This is a genomic window from Corynebacterium sp. HMSC064E08 (assembly GCF_001811805.1).
In the GTDB taxonomy this organism is placed as follows: Bacteria; Actinomycetota; Actinomycetes; order Mycobacteriales; family Mycobacteriaceae; genus Corynebacterium; species Corynebacterium jeikeium_D.
Map to the genome: position 1 here is coordinate 216,780 of NZ_KV806702.1, position 25,372 is coordinate 242,151.

The 25,372-nt window shown below is 59.1% G+C and carries 24 protein-coding genes; 19 read left to right on the forward strand and 5 right to left on the reverse strand.

The genetic code is table 11. From position 1 onward, the window contains the following. The first annotated feature begins 153 nt into the window (after nucleotides 1-153). The 4 genes from HMPREF2820_RS09535 (at nucleotide 154) to HMPREF2820_RS09550 (ending at nucleotide 4,420) form a co-directional block, all read left to right on the forward strand. A complete protein-coding gene (locus HMPREF2820_RS09535) occupies nucleotides 154-576 on the forward strand; it encodes a YraN family protein (protein ID WP_049194021.1) in 423 nt (140 codons plus the stop codon). Then, nucleotides 577-2,109: a YifB family Mg chelatase-like AAA ATPase gene (locus HMPREF2820_RS09540; protein WP_070603821.1), complete on the forward strand. Its 1,533-nt coding sequence runs from the start codon at nucleotides 577-579 to the stop codon at nucleotides 2,107-2,109. It abuts the gene before it with no gap. A 29-nt stretch (nucleotides 2,110-2,138) separates the two neighbouring features. After that, nucleotides 2,139-3,275, forward strand: a complete 1,137-nt coding sequence (dprA, locus tag HMPREF2820_RS09545) for a DNA-processing protein DprA (protein WP_070603823.1) — start codon at nucleotides 2,139-2,141, stop codon at nucleotides 3,273-3,275. A gap of 290 nt (nucleotides 3,276-3,565) precedes the next feature. Continuing rightward, a complete protein-coding gene (locus HMPREF2820_RS09550; protein WP_070603856.1) occupies nucleotides 3,566-4,420 on the forward strand; it encodes a tyrosine recombinase XerC in 855 nt (284 codons plus the stop codon). Between the two features lie 14 nt (nucleotides 4,421-4,434). Here the strand turns inward: HMPREF2820_RS09550 and HMPREF2820_RS09555 are convergent, their stop codons facing one another. Then, nucleotides 4,435-4,956 (reverse strand): murein hydrolase activator EnvC family protein, encoded by a 522-nt coding sequence (locus HMPREF2820_RS09555; RefSeq protein WP_070603824.1) that lies wholly within the window; start codon nucleotides 4,954-4,956, stop codon nucleotides 4,435-4,437. A gap of 378 nt (nucleotides 4,957-5,334) precedes the next feature. Between HMPREF2820_RS09555 and rpsB the strand changes: the two genes are divergently transcribed. From rpsB to HMPREF2820_RS09580, 5 genes are all read left to right on the forward strand, one after another. Further along, on the forward strand, nucleotides 5,335-6,156 hold the full coding sequence (gene rpsB / locus HMPREF2820_RS09560) for a 30S ribosomal protein S2 (protein WP_040360682.1): 822 nt from the start codon (nucleotides 5,335-5,337) through the stop codon (nucleotides 6,154-6,156). Between the two features lie 55 nt (nucleotides 6,157-6,211). After that, nucleotides 6,212-7,039: a translation elongation factor Ts gene (gene tsf, locus HMPREF2820_RS09565; protein ID WP_049170780.1), complete on the forward strand. Its 828-nt coding sequence runs from the start codon at nucleotides 6,212-6,214 to the stop codon at nucleotides 7,037-7,039. Nucleotides 7,040-7,220: 181 nt separating this feature from the next. After that, complete coding sequence (gene pyrH, locus HMPREF2820_RS09570) at nucleotides 7,221-7,946, forward strand: UMP kinase (RefSeq protein WP_070603858.1); 726 nt, start codon at nucleotides 7,221-7,223, stop codon at nucleotides 7,944-7,946. An 83-nt stretch (nucleotides 7,947-8,029) separates the two neighbouring features. Next, entirely contained in the window at nucleotides 8,030-8,587 is a 558-nt protein-coding gene (gene frr, locus HMPREF2820_RS09575) for a ribosome recycling factor (protein WP_038628675.1), read from the forward strand. Between the two features lie 39 nt (nucleotides 8,588-8,626). After that, nucleotides 8,627-9,532 carry a phosphatidate cytidylyltransferase gene (locus HMPREF2820_RS09580; RefSeq protein ID WP_049170784.1) on the forward strand — a complete coding sequence of 302 codons (906 nt, stop codon included), beginning with the start codon at nucleotides 8,627-8,629 and terminating at the stop codon, nucleotides 9,530-9,532. A 21-nt stretch (nucleotides 9,533-9,553) separates the two neighbouring features. Here the strand turns inward: HMPREF2820_RS09580 and HMPREF2820_RS09585 are convergent, their stop codons facing one another. Next, nucleotides 9,554-9,982 carry a lipopolysaccharide assembly protein LapA domain-containing protein gene (locus tag HMPREF2820_RS09585; RefSeq protein WP_065421645.1) on the reverse strand — a complete coding sequence of 143 codons (429 nt, stop codon included), beginning with the start codon at nucleotides 9,980-9,982 and terminating at the stop codon, nucleotides 9,554-9,556. A 117-nt stretch (nucleotides 9,983-10,099) separates the two neighbouring features. Here HMPREF2820_RS09585 and rlmN point away from each other — a divergent pair, with 117 nt between their 5' ends. Then, nucleotides 10,100-11,197, forward strand: a complete 1,098-nt coding sequence (gene rlmN / locus HMPREF2820_RS09590; protein WP_049189669.1) for a dual-specificity RNA methyltransferase RlmN — start codon at nucleotides 10,100-10,102, stop codon at nucleotides 11,195-11,197. 117 nt (nucleotides 11,198-11,314) lie between these two features. Here rlmN and HMPREF2820_RS09595 read toward each other — a convergent pair whose 3' ends face one another. After that, complete coding sequence (locus HMPREF2820_RS09595; protein ID WP_016422566.1) at nucleotides 11,315-11,716, reverse strand: DUF2631 domain-containing protein; 402 nt, start codon at nucleotides 11,714-11,716, stop codon at nucleotides 11,315-11,317. A gap of 215 nt (nucleotides 11,717-11,931) precedes the next feature. Here HMPREF2820_RS09595 and HMPREF2820_RS09600 point away from each other — a divergent pair, with 215 nt between their 5' ends. From HMPREF2820_RS09600 to HMPREF2820_RS09615, 4 genes are all read left to right on the forward strand, one after another. Continuing rightward, nucleotides 11,932-13,164: a M50 family metallopeptidase gene (locus HMPREF2820_RS09600; protein ID WP_070603826.1), complete on the forward strand. Its 1,233-nt coding sequence runs from the start codon at nucleotides 11,932-11,934 to the stop codon at nucleotides 13,162-13,164. A gap of 59 nt (nucleotides 13,165-13,223) precedes the next feature. Next, entirely contained in the window at nucleotides 13,224-15,071 is a 1,848-nt protein-coding gene (locus HMPREF2820_RS09605) for a penicillin-binding transpeptidase domain-containing protein (RefSeq protein ID WP_070603828.1), read from the forward strand. A 68-nt stretch (nucleotides 15,072-15,139) separates the two neighbouring features. Continuing rightward, nucleotides 15,140-16,051: a type I methionyl aminopeptidase gene (gene map / locus HMPREF2820_RS09610; protein ID WP_049189666.1), complete on the forward strand. Its 912-nt coding sequence runs from the start codon at nucleotides 15,140-15,142 to the stop codon at nucleotides 16,049-16,051. A gap of 3 nt (nucleotides 16,052-16,054) precedes the next feature. After that, nucleotides 16,055-17,518 (forward strand): cobyric acid synthase, encoded by a 1,464-nt coding sequence (locus HMPREF2820_RS09615; RefSeq protein WP_069358763.1) that lies wholly within the window; start codon nucleotides 16,055-16,057, stop codon nucleotides 17,516-17,518. On the opposite strand, the gene mtr is transcribed toward HMPREF2820_RS09615, so the two are convergent. Further along, a complete protein-coding gene (mtr, locus tag HMPREF2820_RS09620; protein ID WP_246822261.1) occupies nucleotides 17,515-18,939 on the reverse strand; it encodes a mycothione reductase in 1,425 nt (474 codons plus the stop codon). The two genes, HMPREF2820_RS09615 and mtr, sit on opposite strands and share 4 nt — an antisense overlap. Nucleotides 18,940-19,021: 82 nt before the next feature. Then, nucleotides 19,022-20,062, reverse strand: a complete 1,041-nt coding sequence (locus tag HMPREF2820_RS09625; RefSeq protein WP_070603832.1) for an alpha/beta hydrolase — start codon at nucleotides 20,060-20,062, stop codon at nucleotides 19,022-19,024. A gap of 163 nt (nucleotides 20,063-20,225) precedes the next feature. Here HMPREF2820_RS09625 and mqo point away from each other — a divergent pair, with 163 nt between their 5' ends. The 5 genes from mqo to HMPREF2820_RS09650 form a co-directional block, all read left to right on the forward strand. Continuing rightward, nucleotides 20,226-21,722: a malate dehydrogenase (quinone) gene (gene mqo, locus HMPREF2820_RS09630; protein WP_049170803.1), complete on the forward strand. Its 1,497-nt coding sequence runs from the start codon at nucleotides 20,226-20,228 to the stop codon at nucleotides 21,720-21,722. A 93-nt stretch (nucleotides 21,723-21,815) separates the two neighbouring features. Then, a complete protein-coding gene (locus tag HMPREF2820_RS09635) occupies nucleotides 21,816-22,967 on the forward strand; it encodes a magnesium chelatase ATPase subunit I (RefSeq protein ID WP_049194032.1) in 1,152 nt (383 codons plus the stop codon). A gap of 106 nt (nucleotides 22,968-23,073) precedes the next feature. After that, nucleotides 23,074-23,751 carry a vWA domain-containing protein gene (locus HMPREF2820_RS09640; protein ID WP_246822262.1) on the forward strand — a complete coding sequence of 226 codons (678 nt, stop codon included), beginning with the start codon at nucleotides 23,074-23,076 and terminating at the stop codon, nucleotides 23,749-23,751. After that, on the forward strand, nucleotides 23,732-24,352 hold the full coding sequence (gene cobO / locus HMPREF2820_RS09645) for a cob(I)yrinic acid a,c-diamide adenosyltransferase (RefSeq protein WP_070603859.1): 621 nt from the start codon (nucleotides 23,732-23,734) through the stop codon (nucleotides 24,350-24,352). Before HMPREF2820_RS09640 ends, cobO begins: the two co-directional genes overlap by 20 nt. Then, on the forward strand, nucleotides 24,346-25,372 hold a 1,027-nt coding region (locus HMPREF2820_RS09650), incomplete at its 3' end, for a cobyrinic acid a,c-diamide synthase CobB (RefSeq protein WP_070603834.1). The genes cobO and HMPREF2820_RS09650, both read left to right, overlap by 7 nt.

Sequence of the window (25,372 nt, forward strand, 5' to 3'; positions counted from 1 at the left end):
GTTATCCACAGTCGAAAAATTATCCACAGTTAGGGCCCTCTGAGCATTTATCGGAGGGCCTTTGTCATGCCCGCTGTGCAAGAGTGTTTCCGAACCGCCAAGGCAGTAAACCGCCAAGGCACAATTCAACGGGGAACCAGGGGGACCGGGGCTATGACACAGAGCTTTGAAGAACTAACCACGAGACAGCTCGGCGCGTTTGGGGAGGATTTCGTCGCCGAGATGTTGGAGGATCAGGGGTGGGAAGTTATTGCTCGGAATGAGCGGGTGGGGCGCTATGAGCTCGATCTTATTGCTGAAGATGTTGACGGCAGGCTGCATTTTGTGGAGGTAAAAACGCGGCGCAGCTCGCGAAGTAGTCAGTTTGGGGACGGCAGAGAGTCCATCACAGCAGCCAAGCTTCGTCATTTGCGCAAGGCGGCGGGACAGTGGCTGTCAGAGAGTTCTACCTACTGGTTAGAGTCCGTAGTTATCGACTGCGCAGAAGTCACAGTGTCCAGCCCTTCGTCCGGTCCTCCAGTCGTTGCAGTTACGTACATTCCCGCAATCAGCGACGCAATCATGTGGGACTGCTAGATGACTGTCGGTACAGCTCTTGCAGTCAGCCTCAGCGGCATTGAAGGAACTATTGTGCAGGTGGAAGCCGATGTTGGGCGTGGCTTGCCAGGAATGTATATCGGTGGGCTCGGCGATGCCGCCGTCGGAGAAGCCAAACATCGCGTGCGCACGGCGGTTGCTAACTCGCAGTTGGCCTGGCCGAAGACAAAGGTCGTGGTGAGTCTGTCTCCGGCGCATATCCGCAAGCACGGCACTAGCTTTGACCTCGCCATCGTCTGCGCCATCCTTATCGCAACCAGCGATGACATGGAGGCCCGAGGTCGTCTCCGCCACACGGTTCTCATTGGCGAACTTGGGCTCGACGGTTCCATTCGCCCGGTGCGTGGAGTGCTGCCGCAAGTCCTTGCCGCCCGCGAGGCAGGTGCCCGTTGGGTTGTCGTCCCCGCCGCCAACGCCGCCGAGGCCGCGCTCGTCGACGGCATCGCAGTCTGCACCGCAGCCGACCTCGCACAGCTATGGGGCTGGGTACTCACCGGCTCAGGTTTGACGACCGCGCTTAACGACGACCCCAGCGAACAAGCCTTCTCGGTAGACCTGGCCGATGTCGATGGCCAACCTGAGGCGCGCTTCGCCCTCGAGGTAGCCGCAGCAGGTGGGCACAATCTGTTCATGCAGGGTTCTCCGGGAACTGGGAAGTCCATGCTCGCTGAGCGCTTGCCCACAATTCTGCCGCCATTGCAGAAGTGGCAGCAGCTGGAGGTCACCGCGCTGCATTCGGTGGCCGGAGCGCTCGATACTGCGGACACTCTTGTCCAACATCCGCCGTTTGTGGCTCCACATCACAGCGCGACTGTGGCAGCGTTAGTCGGCGGCGGTGCTGTGCCCAAGCCCGGCGCGATTAGCCTTGCCCACCATGGGGTGCTGTTCTTGGACGAAATCACCCTCATGCGCCCGGCGGTATTGGATGCGTTGCGGATGCCGATGGAAAACGGGGTGGTCGTCCACCTGCGTACGCACCATCGAGTGACCTTTCCGGCGAGAACACAACTAGTCATGGCGACCAATCCCTGTCGGTGTGGGGCGGCGTATGCCAGCGAATGCACCTGTTCTAGTGCCGAGCGAGCCAAGCATGGTCGCGCATTATCGGGCCCGCTTCGCGATCGCATGGATCTCAACGTCACGCTCAGTCCTGCCGGGGCCAAGCTGGGAATTAAAAACAAAGCACACAATGAGCCCTCCGCGGCCGTTCGCGATCGGGTACAGGCCGCACGTGACCGTGCCCGCCATAGGTGGCAGGCTCTGGGGCTTGCCGACGAAGCAGCCGTCACCAACGCGAGTGTGCCACGCTCGCTTCTCCGTCGTCACGCGGGCTTAGACGAAGAAGCGATGGCGTTATTGGACTTCCAGTTGAGAAACGGAGAGATTACCCAGCGGGGAGTGGACAAAGTAATCGCAGTGGCGTGGACGCTCGCAGATCTCGGGGGAGTAGACGCGTTTACCTTCGAGCACGTGCAACGTGCCTGCCAGCTGCATGACCGCGGGGGCGGCTAATACAACCGAACCATTATCAAGGGGGAAAAATGGACGAAATTCACGCGTGGGCTTACCTGAATCGTGTGATAGAGGCGACGCATCCGCAGATTGTGCGGCTCGTGACGGAGTTTGGGCCGGTAGAGGTAGCAGAGAGGATCAAGGCTCGCGCCGGGCTGCCGGAAGGTCTGCTCAATACGACGCAGGCGCGAGCCGACGTTGACCAGAGCGGCCACGATTTGGAGCTGGCGGCAGCGATGGGGTGGCGTCTTATTTATCCGGGGCACCCAGAGTGGCCGGGGGAGCTGCTGTCCTGCTTTACGACGCTCGAAGTCCGTGACCGCGCCGATGCACCACCACTTGCGCTGTGGGTGCGTGGCCGTGACTTGCGGGACGTGGTCAGTGAAGCGGTGGCGATTGTCGGAACGCGGATGGCCAGCAGCTACGGGACACAGGTGGCGGCCCAATTCGCGGGACAGTTCGCGAACGCGGGGGTTAGTGTCATCAGCGGTGGTGCGTTAGGGATTGATGCCGCGGCGCATCGAGCTGCGCTCGACGCTGGCGGCACTACGGTTGTGGTCGGAGCCGGTGGTGTAGGGGTTGACTATCCGCGGGCGCATGCAGAGCTCTTCGACCGGATTGCAGAGCGGGGTGCGCTGATTACGGAGTATCCACCGGGGGTGCGACCAGCACGGCATCGGTTTTTGACTAGGAATCGGCTGGTAGCGGCCCTATCGCGAGCAACCACAATCGTCGAGGCGGGCTGGCGTTCAGGGGCGCGCAACACAGCGCACTGGGCAGTGAGGCTAAACAAGCCCTTGGGAGCAGTGCCGGGACCGGTGACGCTGCAAACTACCTCTGGCTGTCATGACCTAATCCGCAGTGGCGAGGCTGTCCTGGTGTGTAGTGCCGATAATGTGCGGTCGCTGTATCGGTCAGTTGGCACAGTGAATGAGGATGCTCAGCTTGAATTGTTGTGGGAAAAGTCGGCGGTGCAGAAGCTTTCTCGAAACGAGCTCGCTGTCTACGACTCTCTGAATTCTGCGGAGCCAACGCCGGTGGGAGAAGTCGCAGCGCAGGCGGGATTGGCCGTGGCGCTTACGACACATTTGTTGCTGGAGCTGCAGGGACAGGGGCTGACCAGTCGGGTGGAGGGTGGGTGGTTGCGCCAGGAACAGAAGCGTTAGTGAGGCGCTAATAAAGCCTTCTGCAGAGAATCTCGAAAAAATCTTGAATTAGGTATTGCAATTCTCTGTACGCTCAGTAATATAGGCAAGGCAAGCCTAAGTAACTGTTACGGAAACGGGCTTGTGACATGGGTGAGGCAATAGGGCAGTGGCTCTGGCGAAAGTCGGAGTCACTGCCTTTTCCGCTGTCTGGTGAGGTCTCGCGGTGTGCGTCTACTAAGGTCAGAACCGTGAAGCGCGCAACCAATAACGACGACAGGACTGAGCCGGATCTCGGGTTATCCGCCAATATTGAGGCCGTGCTCATGGATTTTCTCGATGAGCTGACTTATTCCCGCAGACTCTCTGACGCAACCGTCCGTGCCTATCGAGCCGATCTCATCCCCCTCCTCGCCGGCCTGGACCACATCAGTGAACTCTCCACCCCTGTCATCCGTGCGCACCTCGGCGCGAAGCATGCGGAGGGTGCTGCGCGGTCATCGCTGGCTCGCTTAACGACGTCCATTCGCCAGTTCTGTAGTTGGCTCGTAGCTCGGCAAATTCTCGATGCTGATCCGTCGCTGCGGCTGTCAACGCCGAAGAAACATCAGCATCTTCCGGAAGTGCTCTCGCCGGAGAGGATTGAGGAGGCAATCGAGAAAGTCTCCTCCGAGGACAGCGCAGTTGCGGCTCGCGACTTGGCCATTGTGGAACTGTTGTATGCCACTGGGATGCGTGTAGAGGAGCTGTGCAAGGCCGACGTCTCTGATGTGGACTTTTCCCGCCACATCATCTCGGTAGTGGGTAAGGGGAACAAGCAGCGCATCGTGCCCTTCGGTGCACCAGCGGAGGCGGCACTCAAAGGCTGGCTCCAGGTGCGTGGAAGCTTTCATGCTTCCGCACAGGCCGAACATGCGCTTTTTCTCGGTGTGCGTGGAGGTAGATTGAATCCTCGTCAGGCGCGCCGAGTGATTCATAAATGGGCTGATGTTTCACCGCATTCGCTCCGGCACTCTGTGGCCACAGCCATGGTGGAAGGTGGCGCTGACTTGCGTGTGGTGCAGGAGATGCTCGGTCATTCGAGTCTGGCGACCACGCAGATTTATACCCACGTCTCAGCGGACCGCCTCCGTGAAGTACACAAGCGGGCACATCCGCGCGCTTAATCCCGCAGGGTTGTTTAATTGCGCACGGGTTTGAGCACGATTGGCCTCCGCTGTATCAAATCAAGTGGATTGAGATAGTCCTTGCCGCGCAGTGCGCCCCAATGCAGGCCCGGTTCGGGATGTTTGGCGTTGACCACAAGATGGCCAATCACCTGGCCAGCGGCCACGTGGTCTCCCTTTTCTAACGCGGTATCTATGGGCTGATAGGTTGTGCGGATGCCATCGGCGTGCATGATTGACACGGAAGTCATTCCGGCGATCGAACCGGCGAAATGCACCACACCGGGAGCTGAGGCGCGGATTGGCTGGCCCGGGGAGGCGTTCAGGTCTACTCCGCGATGTCCAGGCTGCCAGCGTTTTTCCGGTGGGGCGTAGTCGCGTAGTATTTTGCCGTGCACAGGGAAGGTATGCGCAATGGCGGATATTGGCTCGCCGGTAGCTGCAGGTGGGCTTGGGGGTGTTGTTAGCGCGACAGCGAGCACGAATAGCGCTAATGTGCGCATTAGCGAGCGCCTGAAACTCTGCTTGGTCGTCATACGCGATAGTGTGGCGGACGCTGCACTCGTCGACAAGCGGCAGTGCATTGCAAACGGTTCTAGCTGTGGATGACTTTTTGTCCTGTGGATAGCAGGGCGTGTCAGATATTGCGACCTGCGCGATGTATCAGATAAGATGACGCTCGCGGTGTCTGCCTTAATCGGGAGGTCATTAGCACAAAGACTACGCGCGCGACCCATTCCGGCTGGTTCACGGGTGCTCGGCAAGAATATCTGTCGGGTGTGAGGCAGCGGGGGAGCGCTAGGGCACAGGGAAAGCCTGTGCGTGAACTGTAACCACCTATATCGGATAAGAAAGGAAGGGAAGCAGCCGCAGCCCTAGTCAGGCTGGACGTGAGGATCTTCCCTGAATATGACATGGCTGTTGTATCCATGCGAGAACTGCTCGATGCAGGTGTCCACTTCGGTCACCAGACCCGTCGTTGGAACCCGAAGATGAAGCGTTTCATCTTCACCGAGCGCAATGGCATCTACATCATCGACCTGCAGCAGACCCTGACCTACATCGACGAGGCTTTCGAGTTCGTCAAGGAGACTGTCGCTCACGGTGGCAACATCCTGTTCGTCGGTACCAAGAAGCAGGCTCAGGAAGCCGTTCAGAACGAGGCAGAGCGCGTTGACATGCCATACGTTAACCACCGCTGGCTCGGCGGTATGCTGACCAACTTCGCCACCGTTTCCAAGCGCCTGGCTCGCCTGAAGGAGCTTCAGGCAATGGACGCTGCTGAGAACGGCTACGAGGGTCGCGGCAAGAAGGAAATCCTGATGCTGACCCGTGAGCGCACCAAGCTGGAGCGCACCCTGGGCGGCATTCGCGACATGTCCAAGGTTCCGTCCGCACTGTGGATTGTTGACACCAACAAGGAGCACATCGCTGTCGCCGAGGCTAAGAAGCTGGGCATTCCGGTTGTTGCCATCCTGGACACCAACTGCGACCCGGATGACGTTGACTTCCCGATCCCGGGCAACGACGACGCAATCCGCGCTGCTTCCGTGCTGACCCGCATCATCTCCACCGCTGTTGAAGAGGGCCGCAAGGCTCGCGCTGAGCGCGAGGCCAACGCTGCTCGCGAGGCAGCAGGCGACGCTCCGATCGAGTCCGCCGCTGAGAACACCGACCAGGCTGCAGAGATGGACGCCGAGGGCTCCACTGCAACTGAGACGGCATCCGCTGAGTAAAGCTGAACTTTCTAACCACCACAAGTTCTAACCACCACAAGGAGGAACGCCCAGCATGGCGAATTTCACTGCTGCTGACGTCAAGAAGCTCCGTGAGCTGACCGGCTCCGGCATGAAGGCTTGTAAGGACGCACTCGTCGAGACCGACGGCGATTTCGACAAGGCTGTCGAGATCCTGCGTATTAAGGGCGCAAAGGACGTCGGCAAGCGTGCAGAGCGCACCGCCGCCGAGGGCCTGATCGCTGTTTCTGGTAACACCATGGTCGAGGTCAACTCCGAGACCGACTTCGTTGCCAAGAACCAGGAGTTCATCGACTTCGCCAACAAGGTCGCCGACGCTGCCGCAGCAGTCAAGGCAAACTCCCCGGAAGAGCTCGCAGCAGCTGACCTCGACGGTCAGACCGCAGCTGACGCTACCCAGGAGCTCTCCGCAAAGATCGGTGAGAAGCTGGAGCTGCGTCGCGCCGCTACTCTCGAGGGCGACAACATCGCTGTCTACCTGCACCGCCGTGCAGCAGACCTGCCGGCAGCTGTCGGTGTTCTGGTTGCTTACACCGGTGAGGGCGAGGGTGCTGCAGAGACTGCTCACGCAGCAGCTATGCAGGTTGCCGCTCTGAAGGCTCAGTACCTGTCCCGCGAGGATGTCCCGGCCGACCGCGTCGAGGCAGAGCGCGCTGTCTACGAGAAGATCACCCGCGAAGAGGGCAAGCCGGAGCAGGCTATCGCGAAGATCGTCGAGGGTCGTCTGAACGGCTTCTACAAGGACGTTGTTCTGCTGGAGCAGCCGTCTGTCGCCGACAGCAAGAAGACCGTTAAGCAGCTCATGGAAGAGGCTGGCGTTACCCTGACCGGTTTCGTTCGCTTCGAGGTTGGCCAGCACTAATTCGCTGTAGTTTGTGCATAAGCCTCTAGCTGTGAGCTAGTTTAAATGCCCCGCTCGGGAACCCGGGCGGGGCATTTTGCTGTCCTGTAGCCGATAATGCGGAGCGTCAAGTGTGCCTTGCTGTCGTGACCGGGTAGACTCGTCTGCGACTTTTTAAACGGTGTGAGAAAGGTGCATGGTCATGGCAGAATCTGTCGAGCGCAATGGCTTCAAGCGTGTGATGCTCAAGCTCGGTGGTGAGATGTTCGGTGGCGGCAAGGTTGGCGTTGACCCGGACGTGGTGCAAAACGTTGCCCGACAGATTGCGGAAGTTTCCCGAAAGGGTGTCGAGGTCTGTGTCGTCATCGGTGGCGGTAACTTCTTCCGTGGCGCACAGCTTCAGCAGCGCGGCATGGACCGCGCACGCTCTGACTACATGGGCATGCTGGGCACGGTCATGAACTGCCTGGCTCTGCAGGACTTCCTCGAGCAGGAGGGCGTGGACTGCCGTGTGCAGACTGCTATCAACATGGCACAGGTCTCAGAGCCGTACCTGCCGCTGCGTGCTAAGCGCCACCTGGAGAAGGGCCGCGTGGTCATCTTCGGTGCAGGTATGGGTATGCCGTACTTCTCCACCGACACCACTGCCGCCCAGCGCGCCCTGGAGATCGGCTGCGAGGTGCTGCTGATGGCCAAGGCCGTTGACGGTGTCTACTCGGCCGACCCACGTGAGGTGCCGGACGCAGAGCTGTTCGATGACATCACTCACCGTGAGGTTCTGGAACGGGACCTGCGCGTTGCTGATGCCACCGCCTTCTCCCTGTGCATGGACAACAACATGCCGATTCTCGTGTTTAATCTGCTTACCGAAGGAAACATTGCGCGCGCGGTAGCCGGTGAACAAATCGGTACTCTCGTCCACAGCTGATAAATTTGTTCGTAATACGTTCTTTCCACAGAGCGCTCTAGAACTATCTAGAACCCGAGTAGAAACCCGAGGTTAAAAACACAATGATTGATGAAGTCCTGCTTGACTGTGAAGAAAAGTACGGTAGCTCCGTAGAGCACTGCCGCGAAGAGTTGACGCACATTCGCACTGGCCGTGCGAACCCGGCGATGTTCAATGGCGTTATTGCGGAGTACTACGGTGTTCCGACTCCGATTACCCAGATGGCTACCATTTCGGTTCCGGAGCCGCGCATGCTGCTAATTAAGCCGTATGAGCTGAGCGTTATGGGCGACATCGAAAACGCGATTCGCAACTCCGACCTGGGCGTGAACCCGACTAATGACGGCCAGGTTCTGCGCGTAACTATCCCGCAGCTGACCGAGGAGCGCCGTCGTGAGATGGTCAAGGTCGCACGTTCGAAGGGTGAAGACGCCAAGATTGCGATTCGCAATGTCCGTCGTAAGGGCATGGAAACTCTGAAGAAGATTCAGAAGGACGGCGACGCTGGCGAGGACGAGGTGCAGGCAGGCGAAAAGGAGCTGGACCAGGTCACCAAGAACTACGTCGAGCAGGTGGACTCCTTGGTTGAGCGCAAGGAAGCGGAACTGATGGAGGTTTAGGCCTTCATATTCAACCGGGAGAGGGGATTTGAGGCGCCAATGCCAACGTCGAAGCCAGCGTCCAATAAGGAACGTGTTCTAGACGAGCTACGGCTTATTAAGCCGCGTAACTCGGCAGGTCGGAACCTGCCGGTTGCAATTACGGTGGGCGTAGCACTTGGTGCAGTCGTCATCATCGGCTTGCTGCTGGGGGCGCTCGCCTGGACCGTTCTGGTCGCCGCGGCGGTTGGCCTTGCAACCTGGGAGGTCTGCGAGCGGCTCCGCGAGTCCGATTGGCAGGTCCCTCGCCCGGTTCTGATTTTCGGCGGACAGCTGATGGTGTGGCTGTCCGCCTACTGGGGGATTGACGGTCTGGTCATGGGCCTGACTGTTACCCTGATGCTTTTACTAGTCACCCGTCTGTTTTTGCACGGGATGGCTGAAGCACCACGGAACTGGCTGCGGGATGTCGCAGTCGGAGTTTTCGTGGTGATGTGGATTCCGTTCTTTGCGGCGCTAGCTGTGCAGCTGGTGCACATGGACAATCCCTGGGAAGTCGATCCCCGTCTGGTCATTGTGACCTTCATGATCGGGGTGATTTCCAATGACGTCGGAGGCTATGCCGCCGGTGTCATGTTCGGAAAGCATCCGATGGCTCCGAAGGTAAGCCCTAAAAAATCCTGGGAAGGGTTCGGCGGCTCTCTCGTACTCGCCACTATTACTGGAGCGCTCTGTGCAATCTTTATGTTGCACGCGCCGTGGTGGCAGGGCATCGTGCTGGGCATTGCCTTGGTTATCTCCGCCACGCTTGGTGACCTGATGGAGTCCCAGTTCAAACGCGATCTGGGGATTAAGGATATGTCCTCGATATTGCCGGGCCACGGCGGTCTGATGGACCGCCTGGATGGCATGCTGCCATCAGCCGCGATGACGTGGCTGATATTGCAGCTTTTCAGCCTGGTTTAATTTGGCTGGTTCAGTCGGGCTTTAGTTGTCGCCCTTACGAATCTGGCGGCGCAGATCAAACATTCGCCAGCCACCGATTAGCGCAGTGATGAGGGCGCCGAGGATAGCAGCGAACAGCATTCCGACACCGACCGGGAAGTTCCAGGCCCAGCCGAACAGGTTTAGTGTGGTCTCCTGCTGATTCTGCAGAATGAATACAAGCAATACGATCAGCAAAACTGCACTGATGACCAGGCCAACCCACATCGAGCCCGCGGTAGTCTTTTTCACCTTGCGCCGGCCAGGAGCGGGCGCTGGCTCCGGTGTGGAGTCCTTCTCTGCGGGCGCGTCAACGACTGGCTCTGGAAGGTTGTCCTGCTCTGGTGCAGGAGCCACGGAATCATTTGGAGAGTACGACGGAGTATCGTCGAAAAGCGGACTGTCGTTATTCGGCTGATTAGCGTTAGTCATACCTATCATTCAACACGTTTTGGCAGGTATGTACCACTTGTAAAGGTCCACTTAGTTGCGGCTGCCTAGTCGCTCATTAGGCCAAAACCGTTATTACATGCGAAAATGGGTGCCATCATGGCATCTTCACTTCCAATCGTTCTTAAAGCTCCACGTCGCGGCATGCCCGCGACCCATTTTGCGGACCTCGATGTTGAGGAACGGAAGGCTGCGGTCAAGGAACTGGGCCTGCCGGCCTTCCGCGCCGATCAGATTGCCCGGCACTATTACGGTCGGCTTGAGGCTGACCCTATGACGATGACTGATCTGCCGGAAGCAGACCGTCAAAAGGTCAAAGACAGTCTGTTCCCACCTTTGTTGACTCCCGTTCGCCACATCACCTGTGACGACGGCGAAACTCGTAAGACTCTGTGGCGTGCAGGTGACGGTACGCTGCTGGAATCCGTGCTGATGAAGTACCCGGGGCGTGCGACCCTCTGTATTTCCTCACAGGCCGGTTGCGGTATGGCATGCCCATTCTGTGCGACGGGTCAAGGCGGTCTGCAGCGTAATCTCTCCACCGCGGAGATTGTCGACCAGGTTCGTGAGGCCGCTGCCACGATGGCAGCCGAGGGCGGTCGCCTGACCAACATCGTATTCATGGGCATGGGTGAGCCGCTCGCGAACTACAATCGCGTTCTCGCCGCCGTCCATCGCATCACGCGGCCGTCGCCGGAGGGATTCGGCATCTCGATGCGCAATGTCACCGTCTCTACGGTCGGTTTCGCGCCGAACATCCGACGGCTTGCCGACGAGGACCTGTCAGTCACCCTCGCGGTGTCTCTGCACACTCCAGATGACGAGCTTCGCGACGAGCTGGTACCGATCAACAATCGCTTTACAGTGGCCGAGGTACTTGATGCAGCTCGCTACTACGCAGACAAGACAGGCCGTCGCGTATCTATTGAGTACGCTTTGATTCGCGATATTAACGACCAGGATTGGCGTGCAGACCTGTTGGGTAAGAAGCTCCATAATGCTCTGGGCTCACGTGTCCACGTCAACCTCATTCCGCTCAACCCAACTCCGGGTTCGAAGTGGGATGCCTCTCCAAAGAAGCAGCAGGAGGAGTTCGTCCGCCGCGTACAGGCGCAGGGGGTACCGTGCACGGTCCGCGATACCCGTGGCAACGAGATTGCGGCAGCGTGTGGTCAGCTGGCGGCCGAAGAGGTTTAGCCGACAAATAGCAAAAAATCCGCACCGAATTCGGTGCGGATCTTTTTGTGCGCTGTAGCGCTATAGAGCTGTTGCTATAGAGCTGTTAGGCCAGACTTTCTGCAAAAGTGGCTAACTCTATTGGTTCTGGCCTTCCGGCAGGCGGTTCCAGGAGCGCAGCTGAGAGTCGGTCAGGTTAGCGTAGACGCCAGTGCCGTTTACCTGGTCGCGTGCCCACTCCGGCTCAATGTGGCCTTCCGGCTTGTTGTGACCGGTAACGGTGCGAACCTGAGAACCCTGCGGGGCGAACAACTGCAACAGCAGGCCAATAGCAATCAGGGCGGCGATGACGACCAGCCACCAGTTCTCGACGTTGCCCTTGTGGTTACCAATGGTCATGCCCAGCAGGAAGATTACGGAAATCCAGCCGGCCTTCTGCATAGCGCTCTTGCTAATGCCGTGCCAGCCCCACTTCGCCGACGGCTCGTCGAGGGTGCTGACGCCGCGGTAAATTTCTTCCTTTGGCTCGTGGTTGCTCACTTGAAAGTCCTCCTGTTAACACTTTCGGCGAATTGCACTCTATATGCACTTCAGTCTATCTGCGGTTTTGCTGAAAGCGACTGAGCGCATTTTCAGACAATCTTGAGTATCGGGTGTAAGGATACCTTAGAACTTGCTGAAATTGGGACTTAGCCCGGCCGGAAACTGTTCGCCGGTGTGCTCGTTTGCCCAAAGTGGGGGTAGGGTGAGCACTCGTGACATTTCTTCTTGGAGTTTTACTCTTCGCAATCGGCATCGCGGTGACAATCGCCCTTCACGAATGGGGCCATCTCACCGCAGCTCGCCTGTGTGGAATGCGAGTGCGTCGATACTTCATTGGCTTCGGCCCAACGCTGTTTTCCTTCAAGCGGCATCACGCTGCGGCAGGTGGGCATGACACCGAGTATGGAATAAAGGCAATTCCCTTTGGCGGATTCTGCGACATCGCAGGCATGACAGCAATGGATCCCATCGCTCCTGCCGAAGAACCCTACGCCATGTACAAGAAGCCGTGGTGGCAGCGCATTATCGTGATGCTCGGTGGGGTGGCAATGAACCTCATCGTTGGATTCATCATTCTTTACTTCATTGCCGTGACGTGGGGTTTGCCCAACATGGGTAAGGAAATGGCGCCACGCATTCAGGCGGTGCAGTGCGTCTCGCCGGCACAGCGTGCCGACGGCACGCTGGAGCCCTGCACTGGTTCCGGTCCTGCAGAGCGCGCAGGGCTACGTGCCGGAGATGTGATTGAGAAGATCAATGGCACCAAGATCACGTCCTACCCCGAGGCTGTGTCTCTCATCGGTAGCTCTGCAGGTGGCGACATCAAAATGACCATCGACCGCAATGGCAGCACCCAGACGGTCACGGTCACCCCGGAAGTCGTCAAGCGCAAGACTAACGACGGGCAGGACATCGACCAGCCAGCAATTGGTATCGCCTTCCAGCGCCCAGAGACCATCCTCCACGAGTACAACGCAGTGACTGCCATCGGTGGTGCGGCCAGCTTCACAGGCAGCCTTTTCGGGGCGGTTTGGAACGGGCTGCTCTCCATCCCGGAGAAGGTTCCCGGCGTGGTCGCCTCTATCTTTGGTGCTCAGCGTGACCCGGCCAGCCCAATGAGTGTCGTCGGCGCGTCGCGTGCCGGTGGTGAATTGGTGGAGATGAACCAGTGGCCTTCATTCTTCCTGTTGCTGGCTAACCTCAATTATTTCCTGGCCGTGTTCAACCTCGTGCCGTTGCCGCCACTCGACGGTGGCCACATCGCCGTTGTTATTTATGAGCGCATCCGCGACCTGATTCGCAAGGCGTTCGGTAAGCCTGCGCTTGGGCCTGCCGATTACACCAAACTCATGCCAATTACTATGGCCTTTACCGCAGTTTTGCTGGTCTTCGGCGTTCTGGTTATGGCTGCTGACGTGGTCAATCCAATTGTGCTGAACCGCTGATAGCAGGTTGCGGCGCGCCAGCGTCGTCGTAAAGCAAAGCGGTGCTAACGTCAGCCCACATGGAACAAACTTCGCGCCGCAAGCCCCTGCTTCGCAGTATCTCGGCTGTGGCAATCACGGGTCTGGTGTTGTCATCCGCCGCGTGTACGCCGCGGCCTGACACCGGGCGCGAGGTGCTAGAGGAATTCCTGGGGGCGCTGGCGGGAGGGGATGTCGCTAAGGCGGCGGCGCTGACCGATCATCCGGATTCCGCTGAGGGGGATCTGAATGCGGCCACCGACGGCCTTCAGCCGGAGGGGCTTGACTATGAAATCGAGGGTATCGATACCAGCTCGAATCAGTCCTCGGCCGAAGTCACCATGAATTGGCAGCTGCCGCATCAGCGACGCTGGGGATATGACACCACTTTCACGCTGACCAAGACTGAGGCTGGGCAACGGGATTGGGCGTTGCGCTGGTCGCCAGCATCCCTGCATCCACAGCTGGGGCGTAATCAGCACCCAGAATTGCGCACTATCGCAGCTCCACGTCCGTCTGTGGTTGGTTCGGACGGTGCGGCCTTGCTTGAGCCGGGGACTGTGCACCGGGTAATTCTCAATCGTGATGGGGCGGAGAATGTGCAGTCGTCGATTAACCGGGCGGCGACGGTCATCAATAATGAAATGCCGGAAGATGGTCCGAAGCTCGACGCCCGAGCAGTGGGGGAGCAGGCAGCTGGTGGGAAGGGTAACTTTTCGCTGATTGTGCTGCCGGCATCCACGCCACAGCGAGTCAAGGATGAGCTCGCGGATATTGACGGAATTTCTGTTAACGATGAAGCGGCGATGGTGCGACCCGACCCGGGGTTTGCGCCAGATTTGATGAGCCGCGTGGAAAGGCTAGTGGACACTGGTGATCACGGTGCCGATGGCTGGAATATCGTGGCGGCCAACGAGGGCGGAGCAGTCGTCGGCACGCTCTATGAGGTGTCTCCGGATGTAGCCCCGGCGGTGCAGGCATCGATTAGTAAAAAGGTGCAGGACGCAGCGCAGAAGGCAGTCGATACGCGGCAAGATGCGAAGGCAATGCTGGTGGCTGTGCAGCCGTCTACGGGCAAGATTCTGGCGGTAGCCCAGACGGCGGAAGCGGATAAGGACGGCGACCTTGCGCTGATGGGACAGTTCCCGCCGGGATCGACGTACAAGATTGTCACTGCTGCTGCAGGTGTGCAGCACGAGGGGCTAAATGCGGGATCGACTGTGCCGTGCCCAGGTTCGATGGAAATCGGGCCGCGAATTGTCACCAACTACAACGGAAGTGGTGTCGGGGATACCTCGCTGAGCGATGCCTTCGCGCGGTCTTGCAACACCACGTTCGGCAACATCTCCCACAAGTTGGAACCAGGGCAGTTCAAGGAGGAGTCCAAGAACTTCGGCATCGGAATCAACTATCACATCGCGGGCCTCGACACTATTACCGGCAGCGTGTCTGACGGTAGTGATGAAGTCGAGCGTATCGATGCGGGCTATGGACAGGGCAATGACTTGGCCAGCCCGTTTGGCATGGCGCTGGTTTCCGCGACGGTGGCGGCCGGGCGCACTCCGACGCCGTCACTCGTGCCAAGCGCGGGAACGTGGCAGTCGCAGACGTCGAAGCCACTTCCACCTGAGGTTTTGAACGAGGTTCGCTCACTCATGCGGGCGGTGGTGACCTCCGGTACCGGTTCGGCCATTGCCGGACGCGGTGAGGTCTACGCCAAGACCGGTGAGGCCGAGTATGGAGGTGGCTCGCACGCTTGGTTCACTGGCTATCGAGATGACTTGGCCTTCGCCACGCTCATCGTCGGCGGTGGTGGATCCGAACATGCGGTGGCGATTACCGATGCCTTCTTCGCCAATATGGATGAAGGTTCAGGAGACGAGGGCTAGAGCATTTCTGGCTTCGAAACCGGCACAGGCCGAAAGGCTAATCCGGGGGTAGGGGTAGAGTATGTTCCATGACTCAGCGTTCTCCACTTACTCAGCAAAAGTCCACGCCAATTCGCACTGTTCCGGCACATATTGAACGGCCGGAGTACGCCTGGAAGGACGAGGTTCAGGAAGGCGTCGGCGAGCCGCTGGTACAGACTCCGGAAGATATTGAAAATATGCGAGAGGTCTCTCGCATTGCTGCCAACGCGTTGGTGGAGGCCGGCAAGGCCGTAACTCCGGGCGTGACCACGGATGAGATTGACCGAGTGGTGCACGAGTACCTGTTGGATCACGACACTTACCCGTCCACGCTGGGGTACCGCGGTTTCGAGAAGTCGTGCTGCGTGTCTCTCAATGAGATTGTCTGCCACGGTATTCCGGACACTCAGGTTATTGAAGACGGCGATATCGTCAATGTCGACGTCACCGGATACAAGAACGGCGTCCATGGCGACACCAACGCGACTTTCCTCGCGGGCAATGTCTCGGAGGAGCACCTCCAGCTAGTGGAGCGCACTTACAACGCCACCATGCGCGGCATTAAGGTCATCAAGCCGGGGCGCGAGATTAATGTCATCGGCCGCGTAATCGAGTCTTACGCTAAGCGTTTTGGATACAACACCGTTCGGGACTTCACCGGTCACGGTGTCGGTACCACGTTCCACAATGGTTTAATCGTTCTCCACTACGATGAGCCGAGCCAGGACACCATTTTCGAGCCGGGCATGACCTTGACTGTTGAGCCGATGATTAACCTCGGTGAGCTGCCGTACCACATCTGGGATAATGGCTGGACTGTGCAGAATGATGACTTCAAGTTCACCGCCCAGTTCGAGCACACGGTGCTGGTGACCTCCGACGGCTATGAAATCCTCACTCTGCCGGATGAGCAGAACGTGCCAGGTCAGTTCCAAACTGGTTGGAAGCCCGAGGCCTAACCCGTGCAGGCCCCTGCAGCTCTGATTGCCGGCTGCACCTCAGATGCCGGTAAGTCGGTTCTGGTCGCCGGCATGTGTCGGCTGCTCGCGCGCCGCGGCGTGAAGGTCGCACCCTTCAAAGCACAGAACATGTCCAACAATTGCGCTGTCACGCTCGACGGCGGCGAGATTGGGCGCGCGCAGGCTCTGCAGGCGCTCGCCTGTGGGCTGGAGCCGGATGTCTCCTTTAACCCGGTGCTTCTCAAACCGGGCTCGGACCACACTAGTCAGGTGGTGGTGAAGGGCAAAGCCGATGGGCATGTGAGCGCTCTGACGTACCGGTCGCGTCGAAAAGCGTTGCGCGGGGTAGTCGCGGAGACATTGGAAGAGCTGCGGGGGCAGTTCGATGTCGTCTTGTGCGAAGGCGCTGGCAGTCCTGCCGAGGTCAATCTGCGAGAGTCAGACATCGCCAACATGGGGTTGGCAGAGCTCGCTGATCTGCCGGTTGTGGTCGCCGGTGACATTGACCGCGGTGGGGTGCTTGCACATTTCGTCGGCACGCATGCAATTTTGAGCCCCGAAGACCGCGCGCGGATTACCGGTTTTATCGTCAACAAGTTCCGGGGCGATGTTTCGCTGTTGACACCGGGATTGGACGTGGTGCGCGAGCACACCGGCGTGCCCGTACTCGGCGTAGTGTCTTTTATTCCGGGGCTGTGGATCGATGCGGAGGATTCGCTCGGCACAGTCGCTGGTGCGTCGGTAGGGCCGGCGAACGCACCGCTGGGTACGGAAACGTTGTCCGTGGCCGCCATTCGCTTGCCGCGCGTGTCCAACGCCACCGATATCGAAGCGCTTGCCTGTGAACCAGGGGTACACGTGCAGTGGACGGTCGATCCGTCGGTCGTTGCTCGCGCCGACCTGGTCGTGTTGCCCGGGACGAAGTCGACGGTCGCCGATCTCAAGTGGTTGCGCGAGCGTGGGCTTGACGACGTGCTGGAGAACCGAGCCGCCCGAGGGCTGCCGCTGATTGGCATCTGCGGTGGGTTCCAAATGCTCTGCACCACCATCACTGACTCGGTGGAGTCGGTAGCCGGGACAGTGAACGGGCTTGGCGTGTTCGATACCGACATTGAATTCGCGGGGACGAAGACGCTGGTGAGCCACCCGGATGGCTCTTACGAAGTCCACAATGGACAGGTTGTGCGAAGCAGCGAGGCGCCTTTTATCACTGAGCCTGAAGAAGGGGCGCGGCGTGGCATGGTGATGGGCACGCACCGCCACGGCTACCTGGAAAATGATCAGGCGCGCCGTGAGTTGCTGATGGAAGTTGCAGTTGCCGTCGGTCGGGACGGCTTTGAGGTCAGTCCTAATACTTCGTTTGCCGGAGAACGGCTGCTGCAGGTCGACCTGTTGGCCAATGCAGTCGAGAAGTACCTGGCTGGGCCCGCATTGGCCCAGGCCACAGGTATTGAACAGCTGGGCTAGTTATCGAACTCCAGGCCTAGGATCGCGTTTTCAATCAGCTCTGGCAGTGCTGGGTGGATCCAGTGCTGGCCCTTGACAACTTCGCGCACATCCATTTCGAAGCTCATCATCTGGATGCACTGCTGCACTAGGGTGGCAGCCTGCTCGCCGATGAAATGCGCACCCAGCAGGCGGCCGGTGGCCCGGTCCGCAATCAACTTGGCAAAGCCATCGCGATCCTCCAGTGCCCAGCCGTAGGCAACGTCGCCGTAATTCTGTACCTTCACGGTAATCTCCGTGCCATTTTCCGCAGCCCAGGCGCGAGCTTCATCCTCGGTCATACCGACCTGACCAATCTGCGGATGTGAGAAGACTGCCGACGGAATGTAGCGGTGGTCAAATGCCCGCAGGTCCGACGGGTTCAGCACGTTGTGGAAGACAACCTTGGCCTCATGGTTGGCAATATGCTTCAGCTGGTACGGGCTAGAGACATCGCCCAGCGCCCACACACCTTCGGCAGAGGTGCGGCCGTACTGGTCAACCTTGATGCGACCATCGTCGTGCATCTCCACACCACCGGCTGCAAGGTCCATACGGTCACCGTTGGGGATGCGTCCGGTTGCCACGAGCAGGGCATCGGCTGCGAGCTCCGTGCCGTCGTCAAGCGTGACCGTGACGATCTCGCCCTCCTGGGAGAGCGCAGTGATGGAGGTGTTCATGCGGATGTCAATGTCGCGGGCGGCAACCTCGTGGAAGCGCTCGGAGATAGCGGCGTCTGAGCCACGCAGCATGACATCGGAGCGCACCAGCATGTGCACCTTCGTGCCGAAGGATGCGAAGACATGCGCGAACTCGCTAGCGATGTAGCCGCCGCCGACGACGATCATTTCGCGCGGAAGCTTGTCGACGCGCATGATGTTCTCGTTGGTGTAGTAATCGACCCCGGAGTCTGCGATGAGGCCCGGAACGTGAGGGCGGGAGCCTGCAGCGATGATGATGTTGTCGGCTGTGATGTCGACGGTTTCCTCGCCGATGCCGGTGCGAATAGTGCGAGGGCCGACGAACGTTGCGTGGCGGTCGTAGACATCGATATTGGGAGTCTCGTCCCCGCGGCGGTATGCCTCGCCGCCGTCGGCAATCTGGTCGACGCGCTGGGCAAAAACGCGATCCTGGATTTGCTTGAGATCAACGGAGTCGAAGGTGCCGTGCACGCCCAGGCGGCTGGCCTCGCGGATGTTGCGGGCGGCATCAGCGGCCAGAACGAACATCTTGGTGGGAATACACCCAACGTTGAGGCAAGTACCGCCGAAACGTCCTTCCTCCACCAGAGCGATACGGACATTGTCGTAGGCCGGGGCTGGAATGGAATTGCCGGACCCGGTTCCGATAATGATGACGTCGTAGTGGCGTGGGGTAGTCTCAGGCGAATTCTCAGTGGTCACAAGCACTCCTAGCATTCTGGTCAAACTAGTTTGGTTCAACCGTACTGAATGCTGATTTATTCCGAGTTCCTATTCTGTGCTCCTATTTTGAGCTGTCTCCTGGATTGACTGTGGCAAGGAACTGAAAGGTCTCATTTAAAGCGCGGTCAAGTGCTTCGGGTGCGGAAAGGTAGACGTCATGGAGAGCACCCGGAATCGCGACGTTGCGAGCCTGCGGTCCCAAGTGGGCAGTGGCATCGGCAATTTGCTCAGTGTTGAGGACAGAGTCAACGCGGCTGAGCTCCGGGGTGTAGTCGGAGCCGAGAAGGAAGTTGTCCGAGTGGAGGACGAGCGTCGGCACGCCGGTGTCGATACCGCGGCTGACACGTTGCTGGCCGACGATGATGGCATTGAGCCAACGCCAGTTCTTGTCATGGCCAGCCAGCGGCTTGAAAGTGCGGTTGTACTCCCAACGTCCCTGGTGGTCGGCGCTAATGGATTCTCCATAGCCGCCCGCAGACTGCACTGGAATAAGACTGTTGGGGCGAATCCGCGACATAACACGAGTCACCAGCGAGTACACGGGAGCCTTTGCCCGGGAAACGTGCAGAGTCAGCCACGGTGAGTTCAAGACGGCAGCTGTGACGGAAATATTGGGTGCTTGCGGGCAATGGCCGCCTGTGCTTCGTAACCAATCGAGCCAGAGCACGGCAATGAGACCACCAGTGGAGTGCGCATTAACAGTGACAGTTGTATGACCGGCGTGGTCTAACACTGCGAGTGCCCTGTTGAGATCCTCGAAGTAATTCGTTAGATCGCTGCAGCCATGCCAAGTCTGCCCCGGTTGGTGCGCGCGCCCGCACTTACGCAGGTCAATGGCGTAAAAGGCGTAGCCTTCGGCGTGGTACCGCTCCGCCACGTGCTTCTGGAAGAAATAGTCCGACATCCCGTGAATCCATAGAACCGCCGGACGCGTTTGGAAGTCGCTTGCCGACGAGTCGGGGCAGTAGCGGACCAATACCGCGTGTACGGATCCCTCACCGTCGGGATCCTGGCCGAGTTCGATGACATGTTGGCTGTAGTCTTCGCCTAGGTTATCGGGGTTAAAGGTGGGGGTAACGAAATCGGGAATATCGGTAGTCACAGGGTCAAGCCTAGCGCCGATTACCGGGGGTAGTGGGAATGTGTGCCACAATAGATTATGGACTGAGACGGTAGCTCTCTTTTGCGTCTTTAGTTGTGTGCGCGCATGTGAGCGAGCGCTAGTTTGAATCACTAATCAAGTTAGTAAGGATGTTGACAGCAAAATGGCTGATAACAAGCTTCCTGCTTCCAGTGGCGACGAGGTAGACGTCGTCCTCATTGGTGCAGGTGTAATGAGTGCGACGCTGGGTGTGCTGCTCAAGGAGCTCGAGCCATCCTGGTCACAGGTTCTGTTCGAGCGTCTCGATCAGCCCGCCAAGGAGTCTTCCTCCCCGTGGAACAACGCTGGTACCGGCCACTCTGCTCTGTGCGAGCTGAACTACACGCCGGAGAAGAACGGCAAGGTCGATGTCACCAAGGCTAAGCTCATTAATGAGCAGTTCCAGGTTTCCCGCCAGCTGTGGACCTCACTGATTGAAAACGGCACCCTGACTGACCCGAAGGAATTCATCAACCCAGTTGATCACACCACCTTCGCTCAGGGCCCGGAGCAGATGGCGTTCATGCGTCGTCGCTATGAGGCACTTGAGAAGGAGCCACTGTTCCACGGTCAGGAGCTCATTGAGGATCCGGACCGTTTCGCTGAGTACCTTCCGCTGATGTCCGAGGGTCGTGACTTCTCCAAGCCGGTCTCCGCTATTCGTAACCCGAATGGTACGGACGTTAACTTCGGTGCACTGACCAAGCAGTACCTGGCCGCACTGTCCGATATGGGTACTGAGATTCGCTACGGACACGAGGTCACCGGTCTGAAGCGCGACGGTTCCAAGTGGATCGTCACCGTGAAGAACCTGCACACCAAGGACGTTCGCACCCTGGTTGCCAACTTCGTATTCGTCGGTGCCGGCGGTGACGCACTGCCGCTGCTGCAGAAGGCTCGTATTAACGAGATTCGCGGTTTCGGTGGCTTCCCGGTCTCCGGCCAGTGGCTGCGCTGCACCAACGAGGAAGTCATTGCTAAGCATGACGCCAAGGTCTACGGTAAGGCTTCCGTCGGCACGCCGCCGATGTCCGTTCCGCACCTGGACACCCGTGTTATCGACGGCAAGCGCGGCCTGCTCTTTGGCCCGTACGCCGGTTGGAACATGAAGTTCCTGAAGAACGGTAACAACCTGGATCTGATTAAGTCCCTGCGTCCGGCCAACCTGCCGTCCATGATGGGTGTTGGTGTTCAGGAGATGGGACTGACCAAGTACCTGATTACTGAGGTTCTGAAGGACTTCGACGCACGTATTGAGTCCCTGCGTGAGTACGTCCCGAACGCTCGCCCAGAGGACTGGGAGCTGATCGTCGCTGGTCAGCGCGTCCAGGTTATTAAGCCGATGAAGGCTCCGGTCTTCGGTACCCTCGAGTTCGGTACCGCGGTCATCAACTCGTGGGACGGCACCATTGCCGGCCTGATGGGTGCATCCCCGGGCGCTTCCATCGCTCCGGCTGTGATGATTAGCCTGATTGAGCGCTGCTTCGGTCGCCACATGGGCAAGTGGGCTCCAAAGCTGAAGGAGCTCGTCCCGTCCTACGGTACGCACCTGGCTGATGACCCGGCTCTGTTCAAGGAGGTCTGGGAGGCTTCCCAGAAGACCCTGAAGCTGGAGCGCTAGTAACTCGCTGAAGAGCTTCAAAGAGTTCAATTAAGCCAACATTGTTCTACCCCGCTGTGAGCCATCCGTTCGCAGTGGGGTAGAACTGTTCTTATGGAAAAAATCACGTCAGCGACCACTGCACAAACAGAGCCCACTTTTCCTTTTACTGCGATCGTCGGGCAGCAGCGACTACAGCTTGCGTTGATTCTGACCGCGCTATCCCCGGAGATTGGTGGTGTCGTCATCCGCGGTGAGAAGGGCACAGCGAAGACCACTACGGTTCGCGCGTTGGCGCCATTTCTCAGCGGATCGTTGGTAAACCTGCCACTCGGCGCTACGGAAGATCGAGTCGTAGGCTCCATCGATGTGGAGACCGTCCTGACTACCGGACACGCACAGTTCAATCCGGGACTACTCAGCGCGGCTGACGGTGGCATTCTCTATGTCGACGAGATTAACCTGCTGCCGGATCATCTCGTTGACTCCGTGCTCGATGCCGCAGCCACCGGTCGCGTGGTTGTTGAACGCGATGGTATCTCGCACTCCGCAACCTCCAGGTTCGTGTTGGTCGGCACGATGAACCCGGAAGAGGGCGAATTGCGTCCCCAGCTTCTCGACCGCTTTGGTCTCGCCATCGACGTCACCGCATCCAAGGATCCGGCTGTCCGCGCGGAAATCGTCGCCCGCCGCCTCGACTTTGACGCCGACCCGGAGAGCTTTGTCGCGCGGTTCGCCGCCGACGACGATGCGCTACACGCTCGCATCGATCGCGCGCGCGCACTGCTTGACGACGTCGAATTGACCCCCAACATTCTTGGTCAAATTGCCACAGTGTGCGCTGCTTTTGATGTGGACGGGATGCGTGCCGACATCGTCATTGCACGTACCGCCCGCGCTCACGCTGCCTGGCGAGTAGCCGGGGACGAGTCGGCGCAGCCGGCACCCGGCAATCCAATTGAGATCACTGCGGAAGACATTAAGGTAGCTGCGGAAATGGCACTGCCGCACCGTCGTCGCCGTGACCCCTTTGATGAACCAGGACTGGACCAGGAACAGCTCGACGATGCTCTGCAGGATGCAGAGGAGCAGTTCCGAGATGACCAGAATCAGCCAGAGTCGAGTCCGGAGTCGGATCCAGAGCCCGATGCTGAGCAGGTCTCCCAGTTCGACTCCAACTCCGAACCTCAGGAGCCACAACAGTCGAATTCCTCGGGATCGAAGGGAGGTCGCGCCGCTGAAGGCGCCCCCTTTCGCCGTTCGTAAAATCAGCGTTGACGGTGTCGGCCAAGGGGATTCCGGTCGGCGTTCCAAGGCCATTGGCCCGCGGGGCAGCACCATTGGTGCCGAGCGGGGAGGCCATGGTCTCCACGTGCCGGCGACAGTGCTGGCGGCGGCCAATCGTGGCGCCCGCATGGGCGACTCCATGATTCCCCTGGAACCGGAGGACGTTCACGGCGCTATTCGACAGGGAACTGAGTCCAATCTGGTCGTCTTTGTCGTGGACACCTCGGGTTCCATGGCAGCACGCGACCGTCTGGCAGCCGTCACCGGCGCGGTCACATCGCTGCTGCGTGATGCCTACCAAAGCCGCGATAAAGTCGCTGTCGTTGCTTTCCGCGGAAATAACGCCGAATTAGTTTTACCGCCGACGAAGTCTATCGACACCGCAGTACGTCGCCTCGCAGATGTCCGCACTGGTGGCCGAACTCCATTGGCCGAAGGATTGCTGAAGGCACACGAAGTGGTAGTTCGGGAAGCCCATAGGGAGCCCACACGGCGCGCAATCATGGTCTTGCTCTCCGACGGCCGAGCAACGGGTAAAAATGGCCTGCAGCAGGCGAGGGCTGTGGCCGCAAAGATCCGTCGTCAAGCGTTGGCGGCGACGGTGGTTATCGACTGTGAGCGCTCTCGCGTGCGGCTGGGGCTGGCACAGGAACTCAGCGTGGAATTGGGTGCGACCTGCATAAATCTCTCCGAACTCAATGCCGAAGCCGTGGCGGGCGTGGTCCATGCCTATCATCGAGACCATGGCACAAGGAAAGCTTGACCCCAAATCAATTCCCAACGATGGACTGACCACCAGGCAGCGTCGCATGATTCCGATTACTGCGGTGCATACGGGCCCAGGTAAGGGCAAGTCCACCGCGGCATTCGGTATGGCGATGCGCGCGTGGAATCAGGGGATGAATATCGGTGTCTTCCAGTTTGTAAAGTCGGCAAAGTGGAAGGTTGGCGAGGAAGCTGTCATGCGCCGGTTGGGCGGGCTTCACGACGACACGGGGGAAGGCGGCCCGGTCGAATGGCACAAGATGGGCGAAGGTTGGTCTTGGTCGCGTAAGCAGGGCACTGAGGAGGACCATGCGGCAGCTGCTGCCGAGGGATGGCAGGAGATTAAACGGCGCCTGGAAAATGAGGTGCACGACTTCTACGTCCTCGACGAGTTCACCTACCCAATCAAGTGGGGTTGGATTGATGTCGACGATGTGGTGGAGACATTGAGGAACCGTCCCGGCCGCCAGCATGTGGTGATGACTGGCCGAGATGCGGATCCGAAGCTCGTGGAGGTCGCGGATCTGGTGACGGAGATGACCAAGATTAAGCACCCGATGGATGTCGGACGTAAGGGACAAAAGGGCATCGAGTGGTAGCGCCTGGAATTGTCATCGCGGCGACAGCTTCAGGCACGGGAAAGACGACAATCTCCACGGGGCTGATGCGTGCACTGTCGCGTCGTCACGCGGTGGCACCTTTCAAAGTCGGACCCGATTATATTGATCCTGGCTATCACGGGGTAGCCGCTGGTCGTCCCGGGCGCAATCTGGATTCCTTTATGTGCGCGCCTGAGATGATTGGGCCGCTCTACGCACATGGAGCTGCCGACAGCGATATTGCGGTGGTCGAAGGGGTTATGGGGCTTTTCGACGGCCGCATTGGTGACGACCCGCTATCGGTGGAGGGCTCGACGGCTGAGATTGCCTCACTGTTGGGCCTTCCGGTGGTGTTGGTGATTGATGCCCGGCATATGTCGCAGTCGGCGGCGGCTGTTGTCCACGGTTTCTCCACGCTTCGCACTGACGTCCGTGTCAGTGGCGTGATTATTAATCAGGTGGGCAGCCCGCGGCATGCGGACATCATTACCCGTTCTGTGGAGGCCATGGGGGTCGAGGTGCTCGGCGCTATTCCGCGAGTGACTGATATCGAGGTGCCCAGCAGGCATTTGGGGCTGGTCACTGCGGTCGAGCAGGGTGAGCAGCTAGAAGCGGTCATTGAATCGATGGCCAACTTGGTGGAGACCTACATCGACATCGACCGGATTATCCAGCTTGCCCGGCAGCCCTATCCAGCCGAACCATGGGACCCTGCACAGTTCGTTGCACCGCTGGCTCTTAATCGCCGCGTGCGCGTGGCGGTCGCGGCGGGTCCTGCGTTCTCGTTTACCTATGCAGAGCACCGTGAGCTATTGCAGGCCGCTGGAGCCGAGGTCGTGGATTTCGACCCATTGGTTGACGAACTGCCGGAAGCCGAAGGCTACATCGTGCCCGGTGGATTCCCGGAAGAGCATGCCGACGCGCTATCTATTCGTGATGACATTCGCCGCGATCTACGTCAGGCTGCCGATGATGGTGCGCTGATTCACGCCAACCCCAGGCTGGTTGCCACCCGGCCGC

Excerpts from the sequence above, each read along its gene's own strand:
- HMPREF2820_RS09535 (WP_049194021.1), top strand. The coding sequence starts at position 154 with ATGACACAGAGCTTTGAAGAACTAACCACGAGACAGCTCGGCGCGTTT.
- HMPREF2820_RS09540 (WP_070603821.1), top strand. The coding sequence starts at position 577 with ATGACTGTCGGTACAGCTCTTGCAGTCAGCCTCAGCGGCATTGAAGGA.
- dprA (WP_070603823.1), top strand. The coding sequence starts at position 2,139 with ATGGACGAAATTCACGCGTGGGCTTACCTGAATCGTGTGATAGAGGCG.
- HMPREF2820_RS09555 (WP_070603824.1), bottom strand. The coding sequence starts at position 4,956 with ATGACGACCAAGCAGAGTTTCAGGCGCTCGCTAATGCGCACATTAGCG.
- rpsB (WP_040360682.1), top strand. The coding sequence starts at position 5,335 with ATGGCTGTTGTATCCATGCGAGAACTGCTCGATGCAGGTGTCCACTTC.
- tsf (WP_049170780.1), top strand. The coding sequence starts at position 6,212 with ATGGCGAATTTCACTGCTGCTGACGTCAAGAAGCTCCGTGAGCTGACC.
- pyrH (WP_070603858.1), top strand. The coding sequence starts at position 7,221 with ATGGCAGAATCTGTCGAGCGCAATGGCTTCAAGCGTGTGATGCTCAAG.
- frr (WP_038628675.1), top strand. The coding sequence starts at position 8,030 with ATGATTGATGAAGTCCTGCTTGACTGTGAAGAAAAGTACGGTAGCTCC.
- HMPREF2820_RS09580 (WP_049170784.1), top strand. The coding sequence starts at position 8,627 with ATGCCAACGTCGAAGCCAGCGTCCAATAAGGAACGTGTTCTAGACGAG.
- HMPREF2820_RS09585 (WP_065421645.1), bottom strand. The coding sequence starts at position 9,982 with ATGACTAACGCTAATCAGCCGAATAACGACAGTCCGCTTTTCGACGAT.
- rlmN (WP_049189669.1), top strand. The coding sequence starts at position 10,100 with ATGGCATCTTCACTTCCAATCGTTCTTAAAGCTCCACGTCGCGGCATG.
- HMPREF2820_RS09605 (WP_070603828.1), top strand. The coding sequence starts at position 13,224 with ATGGAACAAACTTCGCGCCGCAAGCCCCTGCTTCGCAGTATCTCGGCT.
- map (WP_049189666.1), top strand. The coding sequence starts at position 15,140 with ATGACTCAGCGTTCTCCACTTACTCAGCAAAAGTCCACGCCAATTCGC.
- mqo (WP_049170803.1), top strand. The coding sequence starts at position 20,226 with ATGGCTGATAACAAGCTTCCTGCTTCCAGTGGCGACGAGGTAGACGTC.
- HMPREF2820_RS09635 (WP_049194032.1), top strand. The coding sequence starts at position 21,816 with ATGGAAAAAATCACGTCAGCGACCACTGCACAAACAGAGCCCACTTTT.
- cobO (WP_070603859.1), top strand. The coding sequence starts at position 23,732 with ATGGCACAAGGAAAGCTTGACCCCAAATCAATTCCCAACGATGGACTG.